The organism is Paenibacillus cellulositrophicus (assembly GCF_009363095.1).
Classification (GTDB): Bacteria; Bacillota; Bacilli; order Paenibacillales; family Paenibacillaceae; genus Paenibacillus_AQ; species Paenibacillus_AQ favisporus.
Genome location: NZ_CP045295.1, coordinates 901,869 through 926,599, shown reverse-complemented (window position 1 = coordinate 926,599; position 24,731 = coordinate 901,869). Strand labels below are relative to the sequence as shown.

Below are 24,731 nucleotides of genomic sequence, written 5' to 3'. Positions count from 1 at the left end.
GACAAGGCCGATTGTCCGTTCATATCTTTTTTTGAAATGGAGGGAACGGTATGGCGAAAATTCGCGTTTTGGACGAGCACATAGCCAACCAGATAGCGGCCGGTGAAGTGGTTGAGCGTCCCGCCTCGGTTGTGAAAGAACTGGTGGAGAACGCCATTGATGCCGGAAGCTCTCGAATCGAGGTCACGGTAGAGGAGGGCGGGCTTGAAAGCATCCGCGTAACCGACGACGGCTCGGGGATCGAACCGGAAGACGTTAGCACCGCCTTTTTCCGCCATGCGACGAGCAAAATCGAAAACAGCAGGGATCTGTTCAACATCACGAGCCTCGGGTTCCGCGGCGAGGCGCTGCCGAGCATCGCCGCCGTGGCCAAAGTGGAATTGGTCACTTCGAGCACAGATAACGGGCTCGGGCGGCGAATCGTCATCGAAGGCGGCAGGCTCATGACCGAAGAGGACACGGCGGCGCCGAAGGGAACCGACATGATGGTCCGGGAGCTCTTCTACAACACGCCGGCCCGGTTGAAATATATGAAGACGATCCAGACGGAGCTGGGGCATATTTCCGATTACATGTACCGCATCGCCCTGTCGCATCCGGAGATCGCGATTACGCTGCGGCATAACGGAAACGTGCTGCTGCAGACCGTCGGGAACGGGGATCTGCTGCAGGTGGTCGCCGCCATATACGGCCGGCAGGCCGCCAAGGCGCTGCTGCAGATTCATGCGGAGAACCTGGATTTTACGATCGACGGGTACGTCAGCCGCCCGGATTGGACCCGTTCGAACCGGAACGGGATCTCGATCATCGTCAACGGGCGGTACATCCGCAGCTATGGCCTGAATCAGGCCATTCAGCGGGCGTACCATACGCTGCTGCCGATCAACCGCTACCCGCTCGCCGTCCTGGAAGTCAAGATGCATCCGTCCCTGGTGGACGTCAACGTGCATCCGGCCAAGCTGGAGGTGCGCTTCAGCAAAGAGCAGGAGCTGTTCCCGTTCGTGGAGAGCAGCATCCATCAGGTGCTCCGGCAGGAAGTGCTCATTCCGCAGCCGGTTAAGCAGAGCATCGGCGATAAGGATAAAGGGTCGTTTATCCAGGAGCAGTTTCACTTCTCCAAAAGCCCTGCCTCGCAGGCCGGTCCGATGGACGGGCTCATGGACGGCCGGGAAGCCCCGCTGCCGCAGGATCCAGGCCCAGCCGGTCACACCGGAGCTTCGGAGGATAACGGGTCCCTCACTCCGGTGAGCGCATCAGGCAGCCAGCCGGTGAAGTCTCCTCTGGCCGCCGGACCGGAAGGCGCCGGCACGGGCTTCTCCGGTCCGCGTGCACAAGCGCCGGCGCAGCAAGGCTATTCCGGTCAGAGCAGCCCGAATGCAGGAAGCGTGCGCAACCCCGGTGAAGCTGCCTATGCGCAGCAGAAGCTTCCGTATTCTGCGCGTGAGACGGTTCGCGAAAATACGATTCCCGGCTACCGGCTAAACTTGTCGCAGAGCGGGCGGGTATCGCAGAGCTCGAATCCAGCGCTGGCCAGCCGGCTGCTGGCGGGCACAGAGGCGCCGCCCGAAATTCCGCCTTTTCCGGAGCTGACGCTGATCGGCCAGCATCACGGGACGTACCTGATCGCCCAGAACGCGGACGGTCTGTTCCTGATCGACCAGCACGCAGCGCATGAGCGGATCAATTACGAATTCTATTACGAAAAATTCGGCCGTCCGGCCGATGCTTCCCAGGAGCTGCTGCTGCCGATCACGCTGGAGTTTACGCCGTCGGAGTCGGAGCAGCTGACACAGAAACTGCACTGGTTCGAGCAGGTCGGCGTATATCTGGAGCATTTCGGCGGGCAGACCTTCCGCGTGGTTTCCCATCCATACTGGTTCCCTAAAGGGGAGGAGAAAGCGCTGATCGAAGAGATGGCCGAATGGGTCCTCAGCGAGCGCAGCATCGACCTGGCCAAGCTCCGCGAGACGTCGTCCATTCTCTGCTCCTGCAAAGCTTCAATCAAGGCGAACCAGAAGCTGACCGAGCAGGAAGCGACGACGCTGCTGGACCGCCTTGCGGCATGCCGGCAGCCTTATACCTGCCCTCACGGGCGGCCGATCGTCGTTTCCTTTTCGACCTATGACCTGGAAAAGCTGTTTAAGCGCGTTATGTAACGCGGCATGTAGCGCGCCAGGCGGTTCAACACAGCGGGCAGCGGAAAGTGACGGAGAGGGACGGTTCATAAAACGAATTAAGGTGTATAACTAAACCAACAGCGCATTTGCTTGGCTGGTGCCCGATTTTATACAGGATTGGAGATTGTCATGATTATTACAACGGGGGATAAAGCGGCTGAATCGATCGTAGGCAGGGCGGTCGCCCTGGCCAACGAGACGGGGGGCAAATATGTCCCGAGAAGCCACACCCCATTAACAAAAATGGCCAAAATGCACGGCGATGACGAAATTATCGTCGTGCTGGACGGTGGAGCGAGGCTTGTCAGGCCGGGAAGTCCGCCGATGGAGTTCCATCCCAGCATGGGCTTTGTCCGCGCCAAGCGGCTGCTCAAGGGCGAGAGTGACCCTATGCTGGAAGCGGCGTTGATGACTGCGGGGGACACGGTGCTCGACTGTACAGCCGGCCTCGGGTCGGATTCGCTCGTATTTGCGGTCCAAGGGGGGCCCGGCGCGCATGTCACCGCGGTTGAAAGCTCGCCGGCCTTGGCGGCGATGCTTGCCGAAGGGCTGGCTCACTACCGTTCCGGCCTGGTTGAGGTGGATGACGCCATGCGCCGGATCCGGGTGGCCTGCGGCCATCATCTGGACGTGCTGCGCAAGCAGCCGGACAACAGCGTGGACATCGTATACTTCGACCCGATGTTCCGCGAGCCGTTGATGGATTCTTCGTCCATCAGCCCGCTGCGCGCGATTGCCAACAGCGACCCGCTGCAGCCGGAGAGCATCCGCGAAGCCGTCCGGGTTGCTCGCAAGACCGTTGTGCTGAAGGAGAAAAAAGGTAGCGGCGAATTTGCCCGTCTCGGCTTCGTGCCGATCGACCGGCCGCATTCAAAAATTTCGTATGGAGTGATATGTGTTGACCGACCGCTTGACAACTGAGACGAAGCCGCGGCTGCTGGTTCTGATCGGCCCCACCGCCGTCGGCAAAACCAAAATGAGCATCGAGATTGCCAAGGCGCTGGGCTGCGAGATCATCTCCGGGGATTCCATGCAGGTCTACCGCCAGATGGACATCGGGACAGCCAAAATTACCAAAGAAGAGATGCAGGGCATCCCTCATCACCTGATCGACATACACGAGCCGGACGAAGCCTACTCGGTCGCCGAGTTTCAGGAAGAATGTTCCCGGCTGATCGCAGATATCCATGCCAGGGGCAAGCTGCCTTTTATCGTCGGGGGGACCGGTCTGTACGTGGAATCGGTGTGCTACGGTTTTCAATTTGCCGAAGCGGGAGAGGACAAGGCGTTCAGGCAGGAACAGGCCGACTATGCGGAGCGTTACGGTGCCGAGGCACTTCATGCCCGGCTGGCGGAAGTTGACCCGGAGAGCGCCCTGAGGCTGCATCCCCATGACCAAAGGCGCATTATCCGGGCGCTTGAGATCTATCATTTGACGGGCATCCCTCTTTCGGCCCAGTTGAAGAGCCAAACCCGGGAATCACCGTATCAATTATGCCTGGTCGGTTTGACAATGGATAGGCAAATGCTATATAAACGTATTGAAGCCCGTATCGATGAGATGCTGGAGCAGGGTTTGGTAGAAGAGGTTTCTTCTCTGCTGGATAAGGGCTACGGACCGGATCTGGTCTCGATGCAGGGACTAGGTTACAAACAGATCATCTCATATTTGCAGGGTGAAGCTACCCTGGAAGAGGCTGTTGCAATTTTGAAGAGAGATACGCGCAGGTTTGCCAAACGCCAGCTGTCCTGGTTCCGCCACATGAAGGAAATCCAGTGGGTGGACGTCACGGACACGGGAAATTTTCTCGCGAATTTCGCCGCAATCCGTGATATAATAGCAGGAAAGTTTCTCTTAAATCTTGAATATACTTCAAAACAATCTAATTGAATCGTTGGGGGTACGGCTAATGAACAAATCCATCAATATCCAAGATACATTTTTAAACCAGCTTCGCAAAGAAAACATCCCTGTCACCATTTTTCTTGTGAACGGATTTCAAATCAGAGGCTTAATCAAGGCGTTTGACAACTTCACCGTCGTGGTGGATACGGACGGCAAGCAGCAAATGCTGTTCAAGCATGCGATTTCAACGGTTACGCCTCAACGCAATGTATCCCTGATGCAGGAAACCCAGAACGAGGTATAATTTAACAGGACAAGCCTCATAGCTGAAACTTTTTCAAATGACTTTCGTTAAAGAGTATAGAATGGCGGGGATGCGGGTAAATCCGTTATAGACGTTCATTCTGTAAGCATAGGAAATGGAGCGGAGCAACCTGCAAGGGTTGTTCTTTTCATTCCGAGCTTAGAAATCAAAAGGGAGTCAGGAGGGTACCATGGACAACAACAAGCTGTCGAGGTCTGATAGAAACAAAGAACAGCCCAAGACAATGAAAAAGACAACCAAGAATAAGAAGAAAAAAATATCCGGAAAGCGCGTGTTTTGGACGTTATTTTTCACCTGTGCATTTGCTATCTTCTGTGCGCTTGCCGGATATTTGTATATTACGGTCAACGGGGAGCGCCTGCTGCAGGCGAACAAGGATAAGCTGACCGTTCACGAAACATCTAAGGTATTCGACCGCAATGGCAATCTGATGGGCGAGCTGTCCCTGCAGAAGAGCGATCCGGTCCAGAGCGAGGATATTCCGAAGCTGCTGAAGGAAGCTTTTGTGGCGACAGAGGACAAACGCTTCTATGAGCACAGCGGCGTCGACCTGTGGTCGATCGGCCGGGCGGCCGTCAAGGACGTCATCGCCAGATCCAAGGTCGAAGGCGGGAGTACCATTACGCAGCAGCTCGCCAAAAACATTTTTCTGACCCGGGACAAAACGTTCTTCCGGAAGGCGACTGAAGTGTCCATCGCCATGGCGCTGGAACGGAACATGAACAAGGACGACATCATTACGATGTACTTGAACCGGATCAATTTCGGCGGGCAAATCTACGGAATCAAGGAAGCGTCGAAGTATTATTTCGGCGTAAGCGATTTGAATCAGTTGAAGGTATGGCAAATGGCTACCTTAGCGGCAATGCCGAAGGGTCCATCGAAATACAATCCGGTGCGCAATCCGGACTTGTCCAAGGAGCGCCGCGCCGTCGTGCTGAACCTGATGGCCCAGGAAGGGTACATCACGCAGGAAGAGGCCGACGCCGCGAAAAAAGTCGAATATACGTATAAACCGCCGAAAAAACAGCTGCAGTACCAGAACTTCATGGACTACGTCATGAATGAGGCGGAAGACGTTACCGGGCTCAGCGAAGACGATCTGAACATCGGCGGATACAAAATTTATACGACGATGGATTCGAACGCCCAGAAAGTGCTGGAGAAAGAATTTGCGGACGAATCGAACTTCGAGAAAAGCCCGGATGACCAGCCGGTGCAGGGCTCCATGGTCATCATGAACCAGGAGTCTGGCGCGCTCGTCGCCCTGCTAGGCGGACGGGATTATACGCGCGGCGGCTACAGCCGCGTCACGAACAGCCGCAGGCAGCCGGGGTCGGCCTTTAAGCCGATCGTATCGTACGCGCCTGCGCTGGAAAGCGGCAAGTTCGATATGTACTCGTCGCTCAGCAACAAGAAGCAGTGCTTCGGCAGCTACTGCCCAGGCAACCTGCACGGATACTCGGATACGATCGGCATGGCCGAAGCGATCCAGAAATCCGAGAACATTCCGGCTGTATGGCTGCTGAACCAAATCGGGGTAAATACCGGCTTCAAATTCGCGGAATCCCTCGGCATTCAGCTGACCGAAGATGACAAGAACCTGGCGATGGCGCTCGGCGGTATCAGCAAGGGAACGAACACGCTGGAAATGGCCCAGGCGTACAGCGCCTTTGCCAACGGCGGCAAGATGAACGAGGCGTACGCGATCAAGAAGATCGTCGACAGCGACGAAAAGCCGGTTTATGAGCATAAAGACAGCGCCAAGAAAGTCATGAGCGAAAATACCGCATACCAAATGACCGAAATGATGAAAAAGGTCGTTGAGGACGGTACGGGCCGGAAAGCTAGAATCGACCGTCCGGTAGCGGGTAAGACAGGCACAACGCAAAGCGGTTATACCGGTGTCAAATCGAACCGCGACGTATGGTTCGTCGGCTACACGCCGGAGCTGACCGCTGCGGTTTGGATGGGCTATGACAAGCCGGACAAAACGCATCTGCTGCACAACAGCAGTCCGCTGGCGGCGGCTTTCTGGGGCAAGGTCATGGACCAGGTCGTGAAGGACTTCCCTCAGAAGGAGTTCCCGGTTCCGGACAAAGTCAAAGATCAGGAGCCGGTGAAGGAACCGGAGCAGGATCAGAACCAGGGCCACGTAAGCGGCTTGAGCGCCGATTACAACATCGACACCCAGACGGTCACGCTGGGCTGGAACGGCGTGGAATCCGGTAACGCCCAGTATCGTATCTACCGTAAAGAATCGTCTGAAGCGAACTACTCGCTGATTTTGGATGGCGTTACCAGTACGACGGCCCAGGATATGGGGGCACTGCCGGGTATGACGTACGAATACTATGTCACGGCATATTTCCCGGATTCGGGTACCGAGTCGGATCCGTCCAATACGGTGCAGATCACGATCGATACACCGCCTGACGAACAAACCCCGCCTGATCAGAACAACGGAGATAACGGTCAGGACGGAAACGGTAATCCGGATAACGGCAATACCGACAACGGCCAGGGCGGTGACAACGGGGATATGGGTAACGGAAATGGGAACGATAACGGCAATAATGGAAATTGGAATGACGGCGGCCCGGGCAATAGCGGCAATGGGAACGGCAACGGGAACGGCGGTTCCAATGGCAACAACGGCAGTGGCCATGGAGGCGGCGCCAATAACGGCAGCGACGGATCTAGCGGGGATACAACCGGCGATAGCGGCACAGGTACGATAACCCCGCCTGAGAACGGCGGAACGACCGACAATGGCAGCAGTGACGGAACCGGAAGCACCGACGGAACGACCTTCCAAAACCCGGGTGATTCCAGTTCCGGCAGCACAGGAACCGTGACCACTCCGTAACCGAATAGAATAAGTTTTGTTTTAGACCCCTTTCAATTGGGGGTCTTTTTTTTGCTGTCCGCCTTCTGTCAGGCAATATTTTGAGTGTGATTCCCAAATGTGATAAGCTGAAGACACCATATTGGAGAGGGAATTTTCCATGAAACGAAAATTTGGAGATCGAGCGAACTGGCGCCGGATTTCCCGCCGCCGCTTCGCCTGCCGTTATTTTGAGAGCGACGCATTCACAGGCTATATTACGTTGTACACGATTTACAACCTGAAAGAACCGCTCTGGAAAAACTACGGAAATCACACCTACCGCATCGCGGATAAAGGATACTCGTGGCTGCAGTACTTTCCCCATAACAGCCATTATATTGTCACGGCGATGTTCGACGAACGGAGCGAAATTATCCAATGGTACATCGACACCTGCAAAACGCAGGGGGTCACGGAACAAGGCGTGCCTTGGTTTGACGATTTGTATCTGGATGTGGTCGTCCTTCGAAACGGAGAGGTGTTCCTGCTGGATGAGGACGAACTGGATGATGCGCTGACCCGTGGGGATATCACCAAGGAAGACTACCAATTGGCAATCTCAACGGCGAAGAATGTGATGAAAGCCATTGATGCGCATCAGTTTCCGTACTTCCTCATGTCCCTTGAGGACCGGAAGCGACTATTTGACAACGGTGAATTCCGGAGGAAGTCATGAACGCCCGCAGTGGGGGGCCGGTGGCCGTAACCAAGCGTAAGAAAATGTCCGTGTTTCGGAAGCTGCTGATTACCTTCGCCGTTCTGGTCCTGCTCGGACTGCTGTGGATCGGGTATGCATGGCGGCTCATGAACGGGGCCCACAGCTCCGTACCGGCATCGGCAAGCGATGTAGGCATTATACTCGGCGCATCGATGTGGGGGGACTCCCCGAGCCCCGGTCTCCGGGAACGCTTGGACGAAGGGCTCCGCCTCTATCAGGAAGGCAAGTTTCCATATATTATCGTCACCGGCGGCCTGGACCGGGCGGATTACAAGTATACCGAAGCCGAAGGCATGCGGAATTACCTGGTGGACCACGGCGTGCCGGCATCGGCTATCATTCTGGAAAACAAGGCGACGAGTACCTATGAAAATTTGCTGTTCAGCCGGGAGATTATGAGAGAGCGGGGATGGCAAAGCGCCGTCATCGTTACGCATCAATACCATGGCATGCGCTCATTGGACATTGCGAAATTTTTGGACTACACCCGACCGGCCCTTGGTTTAACAGAGTCCAGAACGCTGCAGATGAAGTATCACAAGCCGCGGGAAGTGCTGGCCTACACCAAATGGAAGCTGGATGAGCTGCTGCTGCTGACAGGCCTGAAATAGATGGGAAACTGCTAATAACGCCTGGGCAAGTAGAATACATTGAATAGAGAATACATCTCTGTAGATAAATGAGGTGATGGATGCATGAACGGGCGTATAGCGGCCGCGAACGGCCGGCCGGAGGGCAGGCCATCCAGACAAATCAATGTGATTTTGCGCAGCCAGGAGCCTCCTGTCGTCAGCAGCGCCGTTCCGGAGAAGGAATCGGTCCTTGCCCAGAAGAATACAGCTCAGCACAGCCTGTATCAGGAAATTCAAAAAGAGCTGGATCAGCTGGTTGGGCTGGACAGCATCAAGGATTTCGTGTTTGAAATTTACGCCATGCTCCAAATCGCCCATATGCGTCAGGAAGCGGGGCTGGCCAGCGGCGGACATGTATATCATATGGTGTTTAAAGGGAACCCCGGCACGGGTAAAACCACAGTAGCACGAATCATCGCCAAGCTGTTTCAAAAAATGGGTGTGCTGAGCAAAGGCCACCTGATCGAAGTGGAACGCGCCGACCTCGTCGGTGAGTATATTGGACATACCGCGCAGAAAACCAGGGACTTGGTCAAGAAGGCGCTTGGCGGTATTCTTTTTATCGATGAAGCGTACAGTCTGGCCAGAGGCGGCGAGAAGGATTTCGGCAAAGAGGCGATCGATACGCTGGTCAAGGCGATGGAAGACCACAAAAATCAGTTCATTCTGATTCTTGCCGGATATTCCGAGGAGATTGACTTTTTTCTGCAAACGAATCCGGGGCTTCCGTCGCGTTTTCCGATTCAGGTCGATTTCCCAGATTATACGATCGATCAGCTGATCCAGATCTCCGAGCTGATGGCCAAGGAGCGGGACTACATCCTGATGCCGCAGGCGATACTAAAATTGAGGCAGCACTTGATTCAGGAGAAAGGCGAAAGCGAGCACGCCTTCAGCAATGCGAGGTACGTTCGCAACACGATCGAGAAGTCAATACGGAATCAGGCTGTGCGGCTGCTGAATCATTATGCGCACAGCAACCCGGGTAAGCTGGAGCTTATGACGCTCCGGACCGAGGATTTTAAGCTGGAAGCCAAAGGCGCGCCCGGCAGTTTGAACTGATCTTTATTTTGCAGCATTGGACGCTGAAGCGAAAAGGAGCAGATCATCATGGCAAACCAAACGTATGACACGAATCATGAAATTCCGGACCGGGCCGTACTGGTCAGCCTGGTGACCGACGAGGTGAAGAGATCCGGCATGAATACGGAGCACTCGCTTCAAGAGCTCGTCCGGCTGGCCGAGACGGCCGGCGTGGAAGTGCTGGAAATGCTAGTGCAGAACCGGGATGTACCGGATGCGAGATGGTTTATCGGCAAGGGCAAGGTGGAAGAGCTGAAGCAGATTCTGGAAATGCATGGCGGCAATACGGCCATCTTTGATCAGGAGCTCTCCGGCGCCCAGGTCCGGAACCTGGAGGAGGCTCTCGATGCCAAAATCATCGACCGCACCCAGCTTATCCTGGATATTTTCGCCCAGCGCGCCAAAACGCGCGAAGGGATTATCCAGGTGGAGCTGGCTCAGCTGACGTACCTGCTGCCACGGCTGTCCGGACACGGCAAAAACCTTTCCCGTCTCGGCGGGGGAATCGGGACGCGGGGACCGGGGGAAAGCAAGCTGGAGACCGACCGCCGGCACATCCGCGGTCGGATCGGCGACCTGAAGCGCCAGCTTGAAGAGGTTACCAAGCACCGGAAGCTGCACCGCGGCCGCCGGCAGAAGAGCGGGGTGGTCCAGGTCGCGCTGGTGGGCTACACGAACGCGGGCAAATCAACGCTGCTCAAACAGCTGACCAACGCTGACGTCTATATCGAAAACCAGCTGTTTGCGACGCTGGATCCGACCTCGCGCATCATGAAGCTGCCAGGCGGAAGTGAAGTGATCCTGACCGACACGGTCGGCTTCATACAGAACCTCCCGCATGACCTCGTCGCCGCGTTCCGCGCCACGCTGGAGGAAGTGAATGAAGCTGATCTCGTGCTGCACGTCGTTGACGCATCATCGGAGATGCGGGACGAACAAATGCGGGTGGTGGATTCCATTCTGGAAGAGCTGGGGGCGGCTGACAAGCCGCAGCTGATCCTTTTTAACAAAAAAGACGCCTGCACACCGGAGCAGCTGGAGATGCTGCCGTCCGGGACGGGTTATTTAAAAATCAGCGCTTTTTCGGAAGGAGATCTGCTGGCCGTTCGCGAAGCAGTACAGACGAGGCTGACGGGAGATACATTAACCTTCCGCGTACCTGCCGGACGCGGTGATATATTGTCCCAGCTGCACCGGGTCGGCGAAGTGATTGGCCAGGATGCCGACAATGATGATATGATTTATACGGTGCAGGTGCACAAGCCTGACTATGAGAAGTACGGTTACATCGTAGAGAGCTATAAAGAACAGGTCAGACCTTCTGACCAATGAGAAGTGAGGAGAAACCGGGAACATGGTAACATTTGCAGACGAACTTATACAGTGGAAAGATACAGCCGAGCGGCGGATCGAAGATCAGCTCCGGACGGTGGACGGAATCGTGGACCATAATCAGTGGAAGGTCATCGAAGCGTTCCAGCGCCATCAGGTGAGCGATTTTCATTTCGCCGGCTCAACCGGTTATGCCTATAACGACCGAGGAAGAGAAGTGCTTGACTTGGTGTATGCGGACGTATTCGGAGCCGAAGCAGCTCTGGTACGCCCGCATTTTGCTTCCGGGACCCATACGATTTCAACGGCCTTGTTCGGGGTGCTTCGTCCTGGGGACGAGCTGTTCTACATTACCGGACGGCCGTACGATACATTACATAAGGTGATCGGCCGCAAAGGGGATGGTACGGGCTCCCTGGCCGATTTCGGGATTACTTACCGCGAAGCTGCCTTGACTGCGTCAGGAGACGTAGACTGGGTGGCTGTAGAAGCCGGCATTTCTGGCTCAACGAAGGTGATCGGCATCCAGCGGTCGCGCGGCTATGACTGGCGTTCCTCGTTCACGGTGGAGCAGATTGGCGAAATGGTTCGGCGCGTGAAGCAAATCAAGCCGGATGTGATCGTGTTCGTGGACAACTGCTACGGCGAATTTACGGAGGAAATAGAGCCGACGCAGGTCGGAGTAGATCTGATGGCGGGCTCGCTGATCAAAAACCCCGGTGGGGGCATAGCCGAAACCGGCGGCTATATTTGCGGCAGACAAGCCCTCGTCGATCTTGCAGCCTATCGGCTGACCGCACCGGGCATTGGCGGTGAGGTGGGAGCGATGCTGGGAGCGACCCGAGGGATTTACCAGGGGCTCTTCCTTGCGCCGACGCTTGTGGGACAAGCGGTCAAGGGCAGCATTTTCGCAGCCGCGATGTTTGAGCAGGCGGGGTTCGAGAGCAAGCCGGCATGGAACGAGAAGCGCACCGACCTGATCCAGGCCATTTCCTTTACCGGACCGGATCATTTGATCGCTTTCGTTCAGGGGATCCAGCGCGCGGCAGCGGTCGACAGCCACGTCGTTCCCGAGCCGTGGGACATGCCCGGCTACGAGCATCCGGTCATTATGGCTGCCGGGACGTTCATTCAAGGGGGAAGCCTGGAGCTGTCTGCAGACGCGCCGATCCGGGAGCCTTATATCGGATACATGCAGGGCGGACTCACCTATTCACACGTCAAATATGGCGTAATGATGGCGTTACAGACGATGAAAAATCGAAAATTATTGTAAGTTTATCTGACACGTTATTGACGTGTGATATCATGAAATGTACAATGGAACATGAGAAATAGTTCATGTGGAAGGTTGAGATGAGTCATGGGTGATGAAATTCGCAGAAACATGGCATTATTCCCGATAGGTATCGTCATGAAGCTGACCGATTTGTCCGCGCGGCAGATCCGGTATTACGAACAGCACAATTTGATCGTGCCTGCGCGCACCTCCGGCAACCAGCGGTTGTTCTCGTTTAACGATGTGGAGAGATTGCTGGAGATTAAGGCGCTCATTGAGAAGGGCGTCAACATCGCGGGAATCAAGCAGGTCATGAATCCTGTGTCCAAAGAGTCTGAGGAAGCCACTGTCCTTAATGCCGACACCGAGGTAAAGCGCAGAGAACTGTCGGAATCTCAGCTGCACCGATTGCTGAAGCAGCAGCTGGTATCTGGTAAGAGACCGGGTCAGGTCTCATTGATTCAAGGCGAGCTGTCCCGGTTTTTTAATAAAAAATAACAGGAATCACATGTGAGAAAGGGAGAGGATATCGTGAGTTATACTAAAGAGGATATTCTGCGTATTGCGGAGGAAGAGAACGTCCGTTTTATCCGTCTTCAATTCACCGACTTGCTGGGAACGATCAAAAATGTGGAGATTCCCGTCAGCCAGCTGAAGAAGGCGCTCGACAATAAAATGATGTTCGATGGATCTTCCATCGAAGGGTATGTGCGCATCGAGGAATCCGATATGTACCTGTATCCGGATTTGGACACTTGGGTCATTTTCCCTTGGGTGACGGAAGACCGCGTTGCGCGTCTCATCTGTGACATTTATATGCCGGATGGCACTCCGTTTGCCGGAGACCCTCGCGGTATTCTGAAACGCAACCTGAAAGAAGCGGAAGCGATGGGCTACACGTCCATGAACGTAGGTCCGGAGCCGGAATTTTTTCTGTTCAAGACCGACGAGAAAGGCAATCCGACGACGGAACTGAACGACCAGGGCGGATATTTTGACCTGGCTCCGACAGACCTCGGCGAGAACTGCCGCCGCGAGATCGTATTGACGCTGGAAGAAATGGGATTTGAAATCGAGGCTTCCCACCACGAAGTGGCGCCGGGACAGCACGAGATCGACTTTAAATACGAGAACGCCGTGAAGGCAGCGGACCAGATCCAAACGTTCAAACTGGTCGTTAAAACAATTGCCCGTCAGCATGGCCTGCATGCGACCTTTATGCCGAAGCCGCTGTTCGGCGTGAACGGTTCCGGTATGCACTGCCACCAGTCGCTGTTCAAAGGCAACGAGAACGCCTTCTACGATGAGTCTGACGAGCTGGGCCTGAGCGCGACCGCCCGCTATTACATGGCAGGTGTGCTGAAGCATGCCCGCGCCATGGCAGCCATCACGAACCCGACGGTCAACTCTTACAAGCGCCTCGTTCCAGGTTATGAAGCTCCGTGCTACGTGGCTTGGTCCGGCAGCAACCGCAGCCCGATGATCCGGATTCCGGCTTCCCGCGGTTTGAGCACACGCGTTGAAGTTCGTAACCCGGATCCTGCAGCGAACCCGTACCTGGCGCTTGCCGTTATGCTGAGAGCCGGCCTTGACGGCATCAGCAGCGAGCTGAAGCTGCCGGCGCCGATCGACCGCAACATCTACGTGATGTCCGAAGAAGAGCGCATTGAAGAAGGCATCCCAAGCCTGCCGGCTGACCTGAAGGAAGCCCTCGGCGAACTCATCCGCGACGAAGTCATCATCGACGCGCTCGGCGAGCATGCCCTGGCTCACTTCTACGAGCTGAAGGAAATCGAATGGGATATGTATAGAACGCAAGTTCATCAATGGGAGCGCGATCAATACATCACGCTGTACTAAGAGTGGACAATCCCCTGCACCTGACCGGTGCGGGGGATTTTTTTCGGCAGCCCGGCGGAAACCCAATCTCACCTTTCTTACCATTTAGCCTATACCTCTTTATGCTTTTTGCCATATGAATATGGTGTACCTTATAAATCAAGGAGGTTATCACATGAGCGATGGCGTTGTTGGAGGCGTTGGAGTAGGATACGGTTATGGTGGTCTGTGGGGCGGAGGCGTAGGAGCAATCCTGGTTCTCTTCATCCTGCTGGTTATCATCACAAGAGCCTTTATTTACTAAAATAAAGGAGCTGAAAGCCCGTCGGCAGATGCCGACGGGCTTTTCTTGTCGGGATCGGCATAATCGTATCTGTGGTGCACACAAATTACTTTTTCAGCACATTTAAAGCCGCTCTTAATTTTCTGGCAAACGTAACGGGGTTCTCGACCGTTTCCAAATGAAGGTACATCAGTCTCGGCTTTTCAAAGAGCCAGTGATTGTGGATAGCGGTCACTTTAAAACCCTGCTTGCGGGCGGCACTGGTAAAGCGCTGGCCTTCCGACTGAAGCAGCGTGATTTCAGCTGTGTTGAGCGTTGTGCCGTTTTTCAAAGATTGAATCGTGATTTCGTGCTCGGTTTCATAGTTTCTGCCGAGAATTTTGGCATTCAGCTTTCTTTCGATCATGATGGAGCAGCTCTTTCCGTCCGACGTGCCCTTGCCTCCGAGAATGGCGGCTAACCGGTCGCACAGCGATTTGGAAATGTTCATAAACGGATTTCTCCTTTCCTCTCTCGTTGCTCTAACTTATGCAATAGAGCGGTTGAAAGGAAAAGCAGGAGTCTATAACTCTATAAAATTGTTTTGTTATCCAGCGAAATTGGATACAATGGCATAGTAACCAATCCTGTACATGGAGTGAGTGTCGTGGTGAAATCCGTTGATTTACCCTCCTAAAATCGCGAAATACACATTTTAGGAGGGTTCATACATGAAATTTATTCCGATCCAAATCGGGCAGTGGGACAGACAGCCATATTTTGACCACTATTTCCAACAGAACCGGTGCACCTTCAGCATGACAGCCAACATCGAGATCACCTTGCTGCTGGGCGAGCTGAAGAAGAGGGGGATGAAGCTGTACCCCGCCTTTTTGTACATGCTGTCCAGAATCGTAAATGCGCATGTGGAGTTTCGGATGGATATTCGGGAGGAGCAGGTTGGCTACTGGGAGCAAATGAGTCCTTGTTATACGATTTTTCACCCGGAAAACCATACCTTCTCCGCGATCTGGACTGAGTACAGCAGCAGCTGCCGGAGCTTTATGGAACTTTACCGGGAGGATCAGCTCCGCTATGGGGAGAGCATGGGGCTGTTTACGAAAAAAGACATGCCGCCTCATACTTTCTCCGTATCCATGATTCCATGGGTCAGTTTTACCGGCTTTAACCTGAATCTGGATCATGGCGGAAGCTATCTGCTGCCGATCATCACGGGGGGCAAGTATTTTCGGGAAGGGAAGCACGTTCTGCTCCCGGTTTCGCTGCAGGTGCATCATGCCGTCTGTGACGGGTACCATGCCGGAATGTTTCTGCAAGAACTGCAGCAGCTCGCCGACACCTGCACCGATTGGATGGATTGAGGGATGTACACGCTATAAATGAGCATGAAAGGATTCTCAGGGGACCCTTACAGGGTTCCTTTTTTTGTCGATTGTTCAGCAATGCCTCGTTTATAATATTGCATTGTCTGGGGCGATCATTTAAGGGGACCTTTAGAAATTAAACCTATTTCCTGAATTTCTCACCTCCCTTTTCGAGTCGAATCGCGGCATAATGAACCCATACCAAACAAAAAGGGGATAACAAGATGGCAAAGATGTCGAAATTATTAAGCATCGTGCTTACAGGCACCTTGGCGCTTAGTCTTACGGCTTGTGGAAGCGGTAACAAGGAGGATTCTGGCAGCAGCGCATCGGGCGCGGCCGGATCCAACAGCAGCACATCCGACACATCGAAGGACAAGAACATTACGATTACATTCCAAAACATCTATCCGGACCCGACGGACCCGAAGAACAAGATCATGAACAAGATCGTGGATCAGTATGAGAAGGATCATCCGAATATCAAAATCGAACTGGATTCGCTTAACACCGACCAGCAGAAGCTGAAGCTGAAAACGCAGGCGGCCTCCAAGGAAATTCCGGACATTACGGTCGTGAACCCTGCGGCGCAAATGCAGCCTTTTGTCGATGCCAAACTGCTGGCTCCGCTTGATGACATGCTGGCCGAGAACGGTCTGAAGGACACGTTCCAGGACGGGCTGCTTGACTGGTACAGCTTTGACGGCAGTACTTATGCGGTACCGGACGGCAACAACATCGGCGTGGTCTTCTACAATAAAGAACTGTTTGAAAAAGGCGGCGTGAAGGTTCCAAGCACGTTTGAGGAAATGGTCGACGTCGTCAAAACGCTGAAATCCAAAGGCATCCAGCCGATGGCAATCGGCGAGAAAGACACCTGGACGGGTTCGTTCCTGTTCATGAACATGCTGCTTCGCACGAACAACGGCCCTGGATTCCTGAAGGACGTCCTCGACAAGAAAAAGACGTTTGAAGATCCGGCCTTCGTTGAGGCGGTTGACGCATTCCAAAACCTCGTGCAAGCCGGAGCTTTCCAGGAAGGCGCAACCTCCTTCGATTACAACGCCGGCGAGAACCTGTTCAAAACCGGTAAAGCAGCAATGTACTACATGGGAACCTGGGCCACCGGCGGCATTGAATCGTCTTCCGTAAACGGCAAAGTCGGCGTCTTCAAATTCCCGACGATCGGCGGCAAGGGCAACCCTGACGAATTCATGCTGGCACCGGGCAGCGCGTTCGCGATTGCAGCAGACAGCAAGCATCTTGCAGAAACGAAGGAGTTTCTCAATTACTTCATGCTGAACTTCCCGAAAGAAGCCTTTGAAGCTAAAGGCGCGGTCGGAATCGGCCAGAAAGTGGACGGTGACTTCAAGGCTGCAGGATATTCCGACATGGCAATGGACGTGCTGAACATGTTCAAGGAAGTCAAAGGCGGAGATCTTGCGTTTGACAACACGATGAATCCGGGCACGGCCCAGGTTCACCTCTCCAGCATTCAGAACCTGTTCGCCCAGAAGAAAAACTCGGCGGACGTGGCGAAAGAGCATCAAGCCGGGTTCGAAGATAACAATCAATAAACAACGGATACAGCTAGTTATAGAGAGAACAGGGATTTAAACATGAAGGGAACGCATTTCGGATGCCGTTCCCTTCAATTCCCATGAGAATATTGCAGCCAAGAAGGAGAAGGAGGAGAGGTAAGTCGTGAACGTGCTGAAGGTCTCCCGCTGGACGATTGCCGCGTTTGTGCTTCCTTGCTTAATCATCTATATCGGTATTGTGTTTGTCCCCATCCTCGTATCCATGTACAGCGGTATGCTGGACTGGAACGGGATCGGCGAATCGACGTTCGTGGGTCTGGCCAATTTCAAAAAGCTGCTGTTCCACGACTCGGTATTTTGGCCGTCGGTGCGGAGAACGCTGATGTTTGCGGTGTTCTCTATGGCCGAGATTCCGATCGCACTGCTTGTAGCCATACTGCTGAAGCGTTACGTGCGAAAACCGAATTTTTTGGTTTCCAGCTACTTTTTACCGGTCATTTTGTCCGTCGTCGTCGTCGGCCAGCTGTGGAAAACGATCTATAATCCGGCTTCGATGGGCGGTATGCTGAATCAAATCCTGGATGCAGTCGGACTGCATTCCTGGGGCAAAGCCTGGCTTACCGATCCTTCGGTCGCCATGTACTCACTGTATTTCGTCGCCCTGTGGCAGTACCTGGGTTACCACACACTCATTCAATTTACAGGCATTTCGAATGTCCCGGACGATGTGTACGAAGCGGCCCGTATCGACGGTGCCGAAGGCTTTAAAGCGGATTGGCACATTACGTTTCCGCTGATTGTCCCGATTTTCAAAATTTCCATTGTGCTGGCCTTCATCGGCTCGCTGCAGGCTTTCGACATGATCATGGTCATGACGGGCGGCGGACCGGCGCATGCCACGGACGTCATTTCCACGCACATGTACAATATGTCGTTCACGTCCATGAAATACGGTTACGGAAGCTCGATCGCCGCATTCCTGGTGGTGCTCTGTCTGGCCGCCACGTTCTGCATCAACTTCATTTTCAACAAACTGGAGAAACGATACTCGTAAAGGAGGAAACCGCCAATGAACACAAGCACTGCCGTCGCTTTGAACAAGCAGGTGGCCGCAACCGGACGCAAACGGTTTTCCGTTACGAAGGCCATCGTATTTCTGGTGCTGGGCATTCTGTTTGTAACCCAGGTGTATCCACTGTTGTGGCTGCTCCTGTATTCCTTGAAATCCAATGAAGAAATTTTGTCGGGCAGCTTCTTCGCCCTTCCGCATTCGCCGCAGTGGGCCAATTACAGTGCTGCGCTGGAGGGCAACTATTTCCGCTATTTGTTGAACAGCATCTTTGTCACATCCGTGACGATGATTGCCGTCATTATTCTCAGCTCCCTGTGCGCCTATGCGATCAGCCGTTTCCGGTGGCGCTTTGGCGGGGCGGTCATGGTCGTATTCTTGATCGGAATGATGATCCCGATGCAGGCGACGCTGCTGCCGCTCATGATCATTTTCAAAAACATGCATATCCTGAATACGCATCTGTCGATCATTCTTCCGTATGTGGCATTTTCCATGCCGATCGCCATCTTTATTCTGAGCGGGTTCATGAAAACCATTCCGCATGAAATCGAAGAATCCGCGGTGGTGGACGGAGCGGGGATCGGACGCATATTCTCGAGCATCATCCTGCCGATCTCGGTTCCGCCGGTAATGACGGTGTGCATCCTGACATTCATCAACATCTGGAACGAATATATTTTGGCTGCGACGTTTATCTCATCAGAAAAGCTGAAAACACTGCCGTTCGGCGTCAACAGCTTCGTCAGCCAATACTCGGTCAACTATGGGGCCATCGGCGCGTTTCTTGTGCTGGGCGCGCTTCCGGTCATCATTATCTACTTCCTGCTGGCCGACAAGATCACCCAAGGTATGGTAGCAGGTGCAGTAAAAGGTTAGTAGGGCAAAGACGGCTTCTGTGATAGAATGACAAATGGATGACCGGATACGAAAGGGGAATGTATCTGTGGGGCGACATTTTCGTTCGATTCACAGCCGTCTTTTTCTGCTGTTTCTATGCTGTATGACCGGCATATTGATATTGATCAGCGTCGTGTATTATTACCGCACGATTTCCATTATTCATACCAAGGTGAATGATATCGCCGAGAAGAACATTTCGCAGACCGCCGGACTGTTCAACTCGCTGCTTCAAGGGTACAACAGTCTCTCCAAGTCGCTCAACAGCAACTACGAGCTGACCCGGCTGCTCCAGGAGACCCATGTGAAAGAGACCGTCGCCATCGAAAACGAACGAACGATTACGAATATTATCGGGGCGGCTTACTATTCAAGGAACGATATTACAGGCATCCATATTCTGACCGACAGGGGCAAAGTGTACAGCTATGAGCGCCAGTTCGCCGGGGTCATCGACAACAATTACGCCCAGACGTCCTGGTACAACGAGCTGAACGCCTCGTCGGGCAATATGGTCTGGCTCGGGATGATGCCGGGATCGCCGATCAACACGCTGCAGCAGAAAGAGAACGTCTTTGTGTTCGGAAGGAAGCTGTACGATCTGAACACGCACAAGCAGCTTGGCATCATGGTCATCGAAGCGAATCCTTCGTCCATCATGGAGGCGATGTCCAATGTGACGATCAGCCCGGGCAGCCGCGTGTACCTGATCGATCAGAACAACAACATCATCGCTTCGACCGGTAAAAAAGGGACGGAGGCGCCGGACTTTGCCAGCATTCCGAAGCCGGGTGCCGAGGACGGTATTCTGGTGGACGACAGCTCAAGCCAGCTGGTAGTCGCTGCCAATACGCCTATGGCGGGCTGGACGATCTACGGTTTTACCCCGAAGCATGACATTCAGGCGGAAGTGAACCAGACGACCCAATACCTCGTTATCGTTCTAATCGTGCTGATTATCGTCTCGACGGTTCTGGCCACGCTGGTATCGCGCAACATTGCTTCCCCGCTGAAGTTGCTGATCCGGGAAATGAAAAAGGTGGAGATGGGCAATTTCAGCGGTTCGGTTAATGTCGACTCGTTTGATGAAATCAACAGCCTGGTGTCTTCCTTCAACCGGATGGTGCACCGGATGGATGAGCTGATCGAGACGATCAAGGTCACGACCGTCAGCGAGAAAAACGCGCAGCTGCAGGCGCTGCAGTCCCAGGTGAATCCGCATTTTTTGTACAACACGCTGGACATGATTTACTGGATGCTGGATGAAAAAGGGAATGAACGCCTCAGCAGGGTCATTCTGTCGCTGTCGCAAATGTTCCGTTACAGCAGCAACTGGGAGGAGGCCTCCAGGACGACGCTGCGTCAGGAATTGGAACAGATCCGGCATTATTTGACGATCATCGAGAACCGGCTGGAAGACAGGCTTGTACCGAAAATCGATGTGGATCCGCAGTGGATGGACGTCACTCTGCCGAAAATGACGATTCAGCCGATTATTGAAAACGCTGTAAAATACGGACTGGAGCCGCTGGATCGGCAGGGCATGCTGCTCGTTACGGCGGAGCAGGTCATGGGCGATCTCCATGTCGTCGTTCGGGATAACGGGAAGGGAATGAACGAAGACACGCTGATGCGGGTCAGAAGCTTGCTGGAGGGCGGGAACCGAACGTCGCCCAAAGCGGAGGACAGAGACGGCCCCGTGCTTCGCCGTGGCATCGGTTTGAGCAATGTGCATGAGCGAATCCGAATGATGTTCGGCAGTCCGTACGGTTTATACTTGGACAGTCAAGAAGGGGAAGGAACGACGGTAACCATCCGTTTACCAATCCGGCACCAAGGAGGAATGGAAGATGAACATTTTAGTCGTGGACGATGAGCATGTGATCCGTGACGGAATTAAGCGCACCATCCACCGGGCCTATCCGCAGCATTATGTTCACCTGGCGGCGAATCCGGAGGAAGCGGTTCAGCAGCTGCGCAGACACCGGATTGACCTGGTGCTGACCGATATCCTCATGCCGGGAATGACGGGCCTTGAATTGATGCAGCTGTGTCAAGGCAGTTATCCGCATATCAAATGGGTCATCATTTCGGCTTATTCCGAGTTTTCCTACGCCCAGGAAGCCGTCAAGCTTGGGGCTAAGGACTATATGCTCAAGCCGATCGGGAAAGAGCTGCTGCTCTCCATGATATCCGGACTTGCTCAGGAGATGGATCGGGAGAACGAAATCGTGCGCGAGGCGGAGCTGCTGAAGTCTAACCTGAAGTATTTGCGCGAGGCTGTATTTCAACGCTGGGCGAGCGGACTCGATACCGGGCGCCTTGACGTCGCGTCTATAATTGAGAGCTACCCCGCTTTCCAACTGGTGATGGTTAAGATGGAGAGCGACGCTCCAGTGCATCTGGAGCATTTTATTATTGAAAATGTGCTTGGTGAGCTGATTGAAGCGCATGGCTGCGGATTTGTGACAAGCATGGACGAAACGAGCCTGATCGGCCTTGTCTCGCTGGGGGAAGAGGGAGGCATGAAACGCCTGACGGATGAGCTGCGCGCTAACTTGAAACGATGCGTCAAGGTGCCTTTCCAGATTCAGTCGACGGAACTCATCACGGACATTCACCGGGTGCCGGAGGAAGTGCGGCGGATGCGCCAGGAATCGGCATCGCTGGAGTACGAATACAACAACCCGGGCGGTAACCGAGCGATCGAGGTTGCGGTGCAATACATCAAAGCGCACTATCATACGGATCTGTCCCTGGAAAAGGTAGCTTCGGTCGTGTTCCTGAATCCGGTCTACTTCAGCCAGCTGTTTAAGCAGAAGACGGGAAGCGGCTTCAAGGAATACGTCACCAATCTGCGGATCGAACAAGCCTGCAAGCTGCTGCTTCAAACGCATTTGAAGCTGGCCGACATTTCGGACAAAGTCGGATATGTGGACGTCAAGCATTTTACCCAGGTGTTTCGCAAAAAAACGGGAAAAACCCCGACGGAGTACCGTCTGGAACAAACGGCGGATTCCCGTGAGGCGTGTCCCACCTGAATCATCCTGCCTTGATCCCAACGCCGAAAAGAGCCCTTGACCTTCCTGAGTAAGGAAGAGCAAGGGCTCTATTGCTGCTTGTCCAGCATCATCTGCTAGTGAATATCGCGGAACAGCCCGACGACTTTGCCCAGAATGGTGACATGGTTCAGACGCAAAGGTTCGTAAGCCGGGTTCTCCGGTTGAAGCCGGATATGGTCTTTCTCCTTGTAAAACGTCTTCACGGTTGCTTCATCCTCATCCGTCATGGCAACGACGATGTCCCCGTTATCGGCAGTCTGCTGCTGTCTCACGATGACGTAGTCACCGTTATGAATGCCCGCCTCGATCATACTGTCCCCAACGACGGAAAGCATAAATACTTTCTCATCTCCGACATAGTGCTGCGGCAGAGGGAAGTAATCTTCAATGTTCTCCGTTGCCGTGATCGGCACCCCCGCTGTGACCTTGCCTACTACGGGAACTCTGGCGATCGTATGCGTGAACAGATTGCTGCTCTCGGATTCTTCTTGTCCCAACAGTTCAATGGCACGAGGCTTCGTAGGGTCTCTACGGATCAAGCCTTTCTTCTCCAGACGGTCCAAATGGCCGTGTACGGTCGAGCTGGAAGCCAACCCTACCGCCTCACCGATCTCTCGGACGGATGGAGGATAACCCTTGGCGCGGACTTCATTTCTGATAAATTCCAATATCGCTTGCTGCCGGCTAGATATCTTTGACATTCCCCATCAACCCCATTTAGTAACGTTTGGTAAAATTATAACATAGAACTGCCGTTCGTACAAACATAAGTTCTAAATGATTTTACTTTGATGGAGCGGGATTTTTGCGGCTTCTGAATGAAGGAAACACGCCTCTAAAAACATAGGAACAATTGTTCGAAAAAAGTATTGAACAAAACAAATGTTCGTGTTATATTGTTCTCATAAAACAAGAACAAACGTTTGGAGGCGTAATATTTATGCTGAAACACACTACATACCAAAGTATTTATAATAACCCATCCGTTAACCCATCCATCAATGAAGCTATAGCAACTCCTTGGTTGAAGAAAGTCCAGTCCTTCGTGCCTGGCCCTGCCTTGATCAAACTGATCCTGGCGACCCTGATTATTTTGGTCGGATGCACAGGTGTCGTTCGCGCATTCGCGGGAACCTCGGATGATGTTCGGTTAGAGAAAAATGTCATCGTTCAGCAAGGCGATACGTTGTGGGGAATCGCTTCTGCCCATAAGCCGGAAGACATGGATATCCGCGCATATATTATGGCGGTGAAGAAGTATAACGATTTAACCAGCAGCGAAATTCAAGCCGGAGAAGTATTGGCACTCCCACAATATTAATAGAAGATAAATGATCAAGAGCTTGGAAAGGTGTGAACCTTGACAAGCTCTTTTTATCATGGCAAAGTTAGGTATGACTTGAATATTGGAGGAGTAATTGTATGGATATCGACAGCGTTGTGGAGAGAATTAATGAGCTTGCGCGCAAGCAAAAGGAATCCGGTTTAACCGAAGAGGAGATCGAAGAACGGGCCAAGCTTCGTGAGAGATACCTTCAGAATGTCCGCAGAAATTTCAGACAGCAGATGGACTCGATTGAATGGGTGGATGAAGAGAAGAAATAACACCAGCCGCTGGATTAGACTCATACATTCGATCATGGTATAGAATGACTCAAGTTTTGTATGGCTCACTACCGATAACAGAATGCTTCAGTTGTAAGCGCACCAGGTTTCCTTCGTTTGTTTTCTATTATATAGAATGTGAAACTACAGGAATAAATGCTGTAAGCAGTATTGGGCCGTTATATATTAGGAAGTAAATGCAAAACTTTCGTTCAAACGATATAGCCGAAAGCATTTTGAGGAGGTTCGTGAATGGCCCGTTCATGGGAAAGACAGGTAAGGAAAAATTCAGCGCAGCTAAACAAGCAGAGAAAGAAAGAGGGGAAGCCTTCCATCTACAGCGCGGGGGGGCCTTCAGCTGACGTTTATAAAGGAAGAAACTATGTGCTTCCGATTACGATGGTCGCTCTTGCTGCGGTCTACTTCCTGCTCGGAATGCTCGGACAGGAGGGTACGGCGGGAAACAGCAGCATGACCTGGATCATTATGGCCATGTACGTGTTCCTGGGCTTGATGATCTTTTTGCGCAGGCCTTTCCTGCGTGTGGAGAAAAACGCCGTATCGACGATCAAGTTCAACCGGGATCGGCGACTGACCGCAGACAATATCGCCAAGATCAAGCTGGCCAAAGGCTCTGTCGTGATTGAGCCGAAGGGCAAAGGCGGCAATTGGGTGTTCACGCGCCTGATCAACCGCTACGACACCGATGCCATAGGGGAACGTCTGGAGCATTTTGCACAGACCCACAATATCCCTTTGGAAAAATAAACAAATATAAGAGATAGC

24 protein-coding genes are annotated in these 24,731 nt (G+C 53.3%); 22 read left to right on the top strand and 2 right to left on the bottom strand.

Going from position 1 to position 24,731, the window contains the following annotated elements; genetic code table 11:
• Positions 1-50 precede the first annotated feature (50 nt).
• The 13 genes from mutL to GCU45_RS04045 all read left to right on the top strand — a co-directional run bounded on the left by mutL (position 51) and on the right by GCU45_RS04045 (position 14,425).
• On the top strand, positions 51-2,156 hold the full coding sequence (mutL, locus tag GCU45_RS04105) for a DNA mismatch repair endonuclease MutL (protein ID WP_152398167.1): 2,106 nt from the start codon (positions 51-53) through the stop codon (positions 2,154-2,156).
• A 150-nt stretch (positions 2,157-2,306) separates the two neighbouring features.
• On the top strand, positions 2,307-3,098 hold the full coding sequence (locus tag GCU45_RS04100) for a class I SAM-dependent methyltransferase (protein WP_152398166.1): 792 nt from the start codon (positions 2,307-2,309) through the stop codon (positions 3,096-3,098).
• Positions 3,088-4,068 (top strand): tRNA (adenosine(37)-N6)-dimethylallyltransferase MiaA, encoded by a 981-nt coding sequence (gene miaA / locus GCU45_RS04095; RefSeq protein ID WP_076171764.1) that lies wholly within the window; start codon positions 3,088-3,090, stop codon positions 4,066-4,068. The genes GCU45_RS04100 and miaA overlap by 11 nt, the downstream gene beginning before the upstream one ends.
• A 19-nt stretch (positions 4,069-4,087) precedes the next feature.
• Positions 4,088-4,327, top strand: a complete 240-nt coding sequence (gene hfq / locus GCU45_RS04090; RefSeq protein ID WP_076171204.1) for an RNA chaperone Hfq — start codon at positions 4,088-4,090, stop codon at positions 4,325-4,327.
• 190 nt (positions 4,328-4,517) lie between these two features.
• Positions 4,518-7,217 (top strand): penicillin-binding protein 1A, encoded by a 2,700-nt coding sequence (locus tag GCU45_RS04085; RefSeq protein WP_152398165.1) that lies wholly within the window; start codon positions 4,518-4,520, stop codon positions 7,215-7,217.
• Positions 7,218-7,356: 139 nt separating this feature from the next.
• Positions 7,357-7,914, top strand: coding sequence for a ribonuclease FAU-1 family protein (locus GCU45_RS04080; protein ID WP_152398164.1), 558 nt, complete (start codon positions 7,357-7,359; stop codon positions 7,912-7,914).
• Complete coding sequence (locus GCU45_RS04075; protein WP_152398163.1) at positions 7,911-8,567, top strand: YdcF family protein; 657 nt, start codon at positions 7,911-7,913, stop codon at positions 8,565-8,567. Before GCU45_RS04080 ends, GCU45_RS04075 begins: the two co-directional genes overlap by 4 nt.
• A gap of 84 nt (positions 8,568-8,651) precedes the next feature.
• Entirely contained in the window at positions 8,652-9,650 is a 999-nt protein-coding gene (locus GCU45_RS04070) for an AAA family ATPase (protein ID WP_152398162.1), read from the top strand.
• Between the two features lie 48 nt (positions 9,651-9,698).
• Positions 9,699-11,003 (top strand): GTPase HflX, encoded by a 1,305-nt coding sequence (gene hflX, locus GCU45_RS04065; protein WP_152398161.1) that lies wholly within the window; start codon positions 9,699-9,701, stop codon positions 11,001-11,003.
• A gap of 22 nt (positions 11,004-11,025) precedes the next feature.
• Positions 11,026-12,279, top strand: a complete 1,254-nt coding sequence (locus GCU45_RS04060; protein ID WP_152398160.1) for a methionine gamma-lyase family protein — start codon at positions 11,026-11,028, stop codon at positions 12,277-12,279.
• Between the two features lie 87 nt (positions 12,280-12,366).
• Positions 12,367-12,780, top strand: a complete 414-nt coding sequence (locus GCU45_RS04055) for a MerR family transcriptional regulator (RefSeq protein ID WP_076171220.1) — start codon at positions 12,367-12,369, stop codon at positions 12,778-12,780.
• Positions 12,781-12,813: 33 nt separating this feature from the next.
• Positions 12,814-14,142 carry a type I glutamate--ammonia ligase gene (gene glnA / locus GCU45_RS04050; RefSeq protein WP_152398159.1) on the top strand — a complete coding sequence of 443 codons (1,329 nt, stop codon included), beginning with the start codon at positions 12,814-12,816 and terminating at the stop codon, positions 14,140-14,142.
• 154 nt (positions 14,143-14,296) lie between these two features.
• Positions 14,297-14,425: a sporulation protein YjcZ gene (locus GCU45_RS04045; RefSeq protein WP_152398158.1), complete on the top strand. Its 129-nt coding sequence runs from the start codon at positions 14,297-14,299 to the stop codon at positions 14,423-14,425.
• Positions 14,426-14,510: 85 nt separating this feature from the next.
• Here the strand turns inward: GCU45_RS04045 and GCU45_RS04040 are convergent, their stop codons facing one another.
• Positions 14,511-14,894 carry a DUF1259 domain-containing protein gene (locus GCU45_RS04040; protein ID WP_152398157.1) on the bottom strand — a complete coding sequence of 128 codons (384 nt, stop codon included), beginning with the start codon at positions 14,892-14,894 and terminating at the stop codon, positions 14,511-14,513.
• Between the two features lie 220 nt (positions 14,895-15,114).
• Between GCU45_RS04040 and catA the strand changes: the two genes are divergently transcribed.
• The 6 genes from catA to GCU45_RS04010 all read left to right on the top strand — a co-directional run bounded on the left by catA (position 15,115) and on the right by GCU45_RS04010 (position 22,319).
• The gene (gene catA / locus GCU45_RS04035; RefSeq protein WP_152398156.1) at positions 15,115-15,765 is read left to right on the top strand and encodes a type A chloramphenicol O-acetyltransferase; all 651 of its coding nucleotides are present in this window, start codon (positions 15,115-15,117) and stop codon (positions 15,763-15,765) included.
• Between the two features lie 227 nt (positions 15,766-15,992).
• Complete coding sequence (locus GCU45_RS04030) at positions 15,993-17,345, top strand: extracellular solute-binding protein (RefSeq protein ID WP_152398155.1); 1,353 nt, start codon at positions 15,993-15,995, stop codon at positions 17,343-17,345.
• Positions 17,346-17,472: 127 nt separating this feature from the next.
• Entirely contained in the window at positions 17,473-18,363 is an 891-nt protein-coding gene (locus GCU45_RS04025; RefSeq protein WP_076171233.1) for a carbohydrate ABC transporter permease, read from the top strand.
• Positions 18,364-18,378: 15 nt separating this feature from the next.
• Positions 18,379-19,257, top strand: a complete 879-nt coding sequence (locus GCU45_RS04020; protein WP_105442227.1) for a carbohydrate ABC transporter permease — start codon at positions 18,379-18,381, stop codon at positions 19,255-19,257.
• A gap of 67 nt (positions 19,258-19,324) precedes the next feature.
• Positions 19,325-21,154 carry a sensor histidine kinase gene (locus GCU45_RS04015; RefSeq protein ID WP_152398154.1) on the top strand — a complete coding sequence of 610 codons (1,830 nt, stop codon included), beginning with the start codon at positions 19,325-19,327 and terminating at the stop codon, positions 21,152-21,154.
• Positions 21,129-22,319: a response regulator transcription factor gene (locus GCU45_RS04010; protein WP_152398153.1), complete on the top strand. Its 1,191-nt coding sequence runs from the start codon at positions 21,129-21,131 to the stop codon at positions 22,317-22,319. The genes GCU45_RS04015 and GCU45_RS04010 overlap by 26 nt, the downstream gene beginning before the upstream one ends.
• Positions 22,320-22,414: 95 nt before the next feature.
• Here the strand turns inward: GCU45_RS04010 and lexA are convergent, their stop codons facing one another.
• Positions 22,415-23,041 (bottom strand): transcriptional repressor LexA, encoded by a 627-nt coding sequence (lexA, locus tag GCU45_RS04005; RefSeq protein ID WP_076171240.1) that lies wholly within the window; start codon positions 23,039-23,041, stop codon positions 22,415-22,417.
• A gap of 239 nt (positions 23,042-23,280) precedes the next feature.
• Here lexA and GCU45_RS04000 point away from each other — a divergent pair, with 239 nt between their 5' ends.
• From GCU45_RS04000 to GCU45_RS03990, 3 genes are all read left to right on the top strand, one after another.
• Entirely contained in the window at positions 23,281-23,661 is a 381-nt protein-coding gene (locus GCU45_RS04000) for a LysM peptidoglycan-binding domain-containing protein (RefSeq protein ID WP_152398152.1), read from the top strand.
• A 101-nt stretch (positions 23,662-23,762) separates the two neighbouring features.
• Positions 23,763-23,945 (top strand): DUF896 domain-containing protein, encoded by a 183-nt coding sequence (locus tag GCU45_RS03995; RefSeq protein WP_145158755.1) that lies wholly within the window; start codon positions 23,763-23,765, stop codon positions 23,943-23,945.
• Between the two features lie 252 nt (positions 23,946-24,197).
• Positions 24,198-24,713, top strand: coding sequence for a hypothetical protein (locus tag GCU45_RS03990; protein ID WP_152398151.1), 516 nt, complete (start codon positions 24,198-24,200; stop codon positions 24,711-24,713).
• The last annotated feature ends 18 nt before the right edge of the window (positions 24,714-24,731 follow it).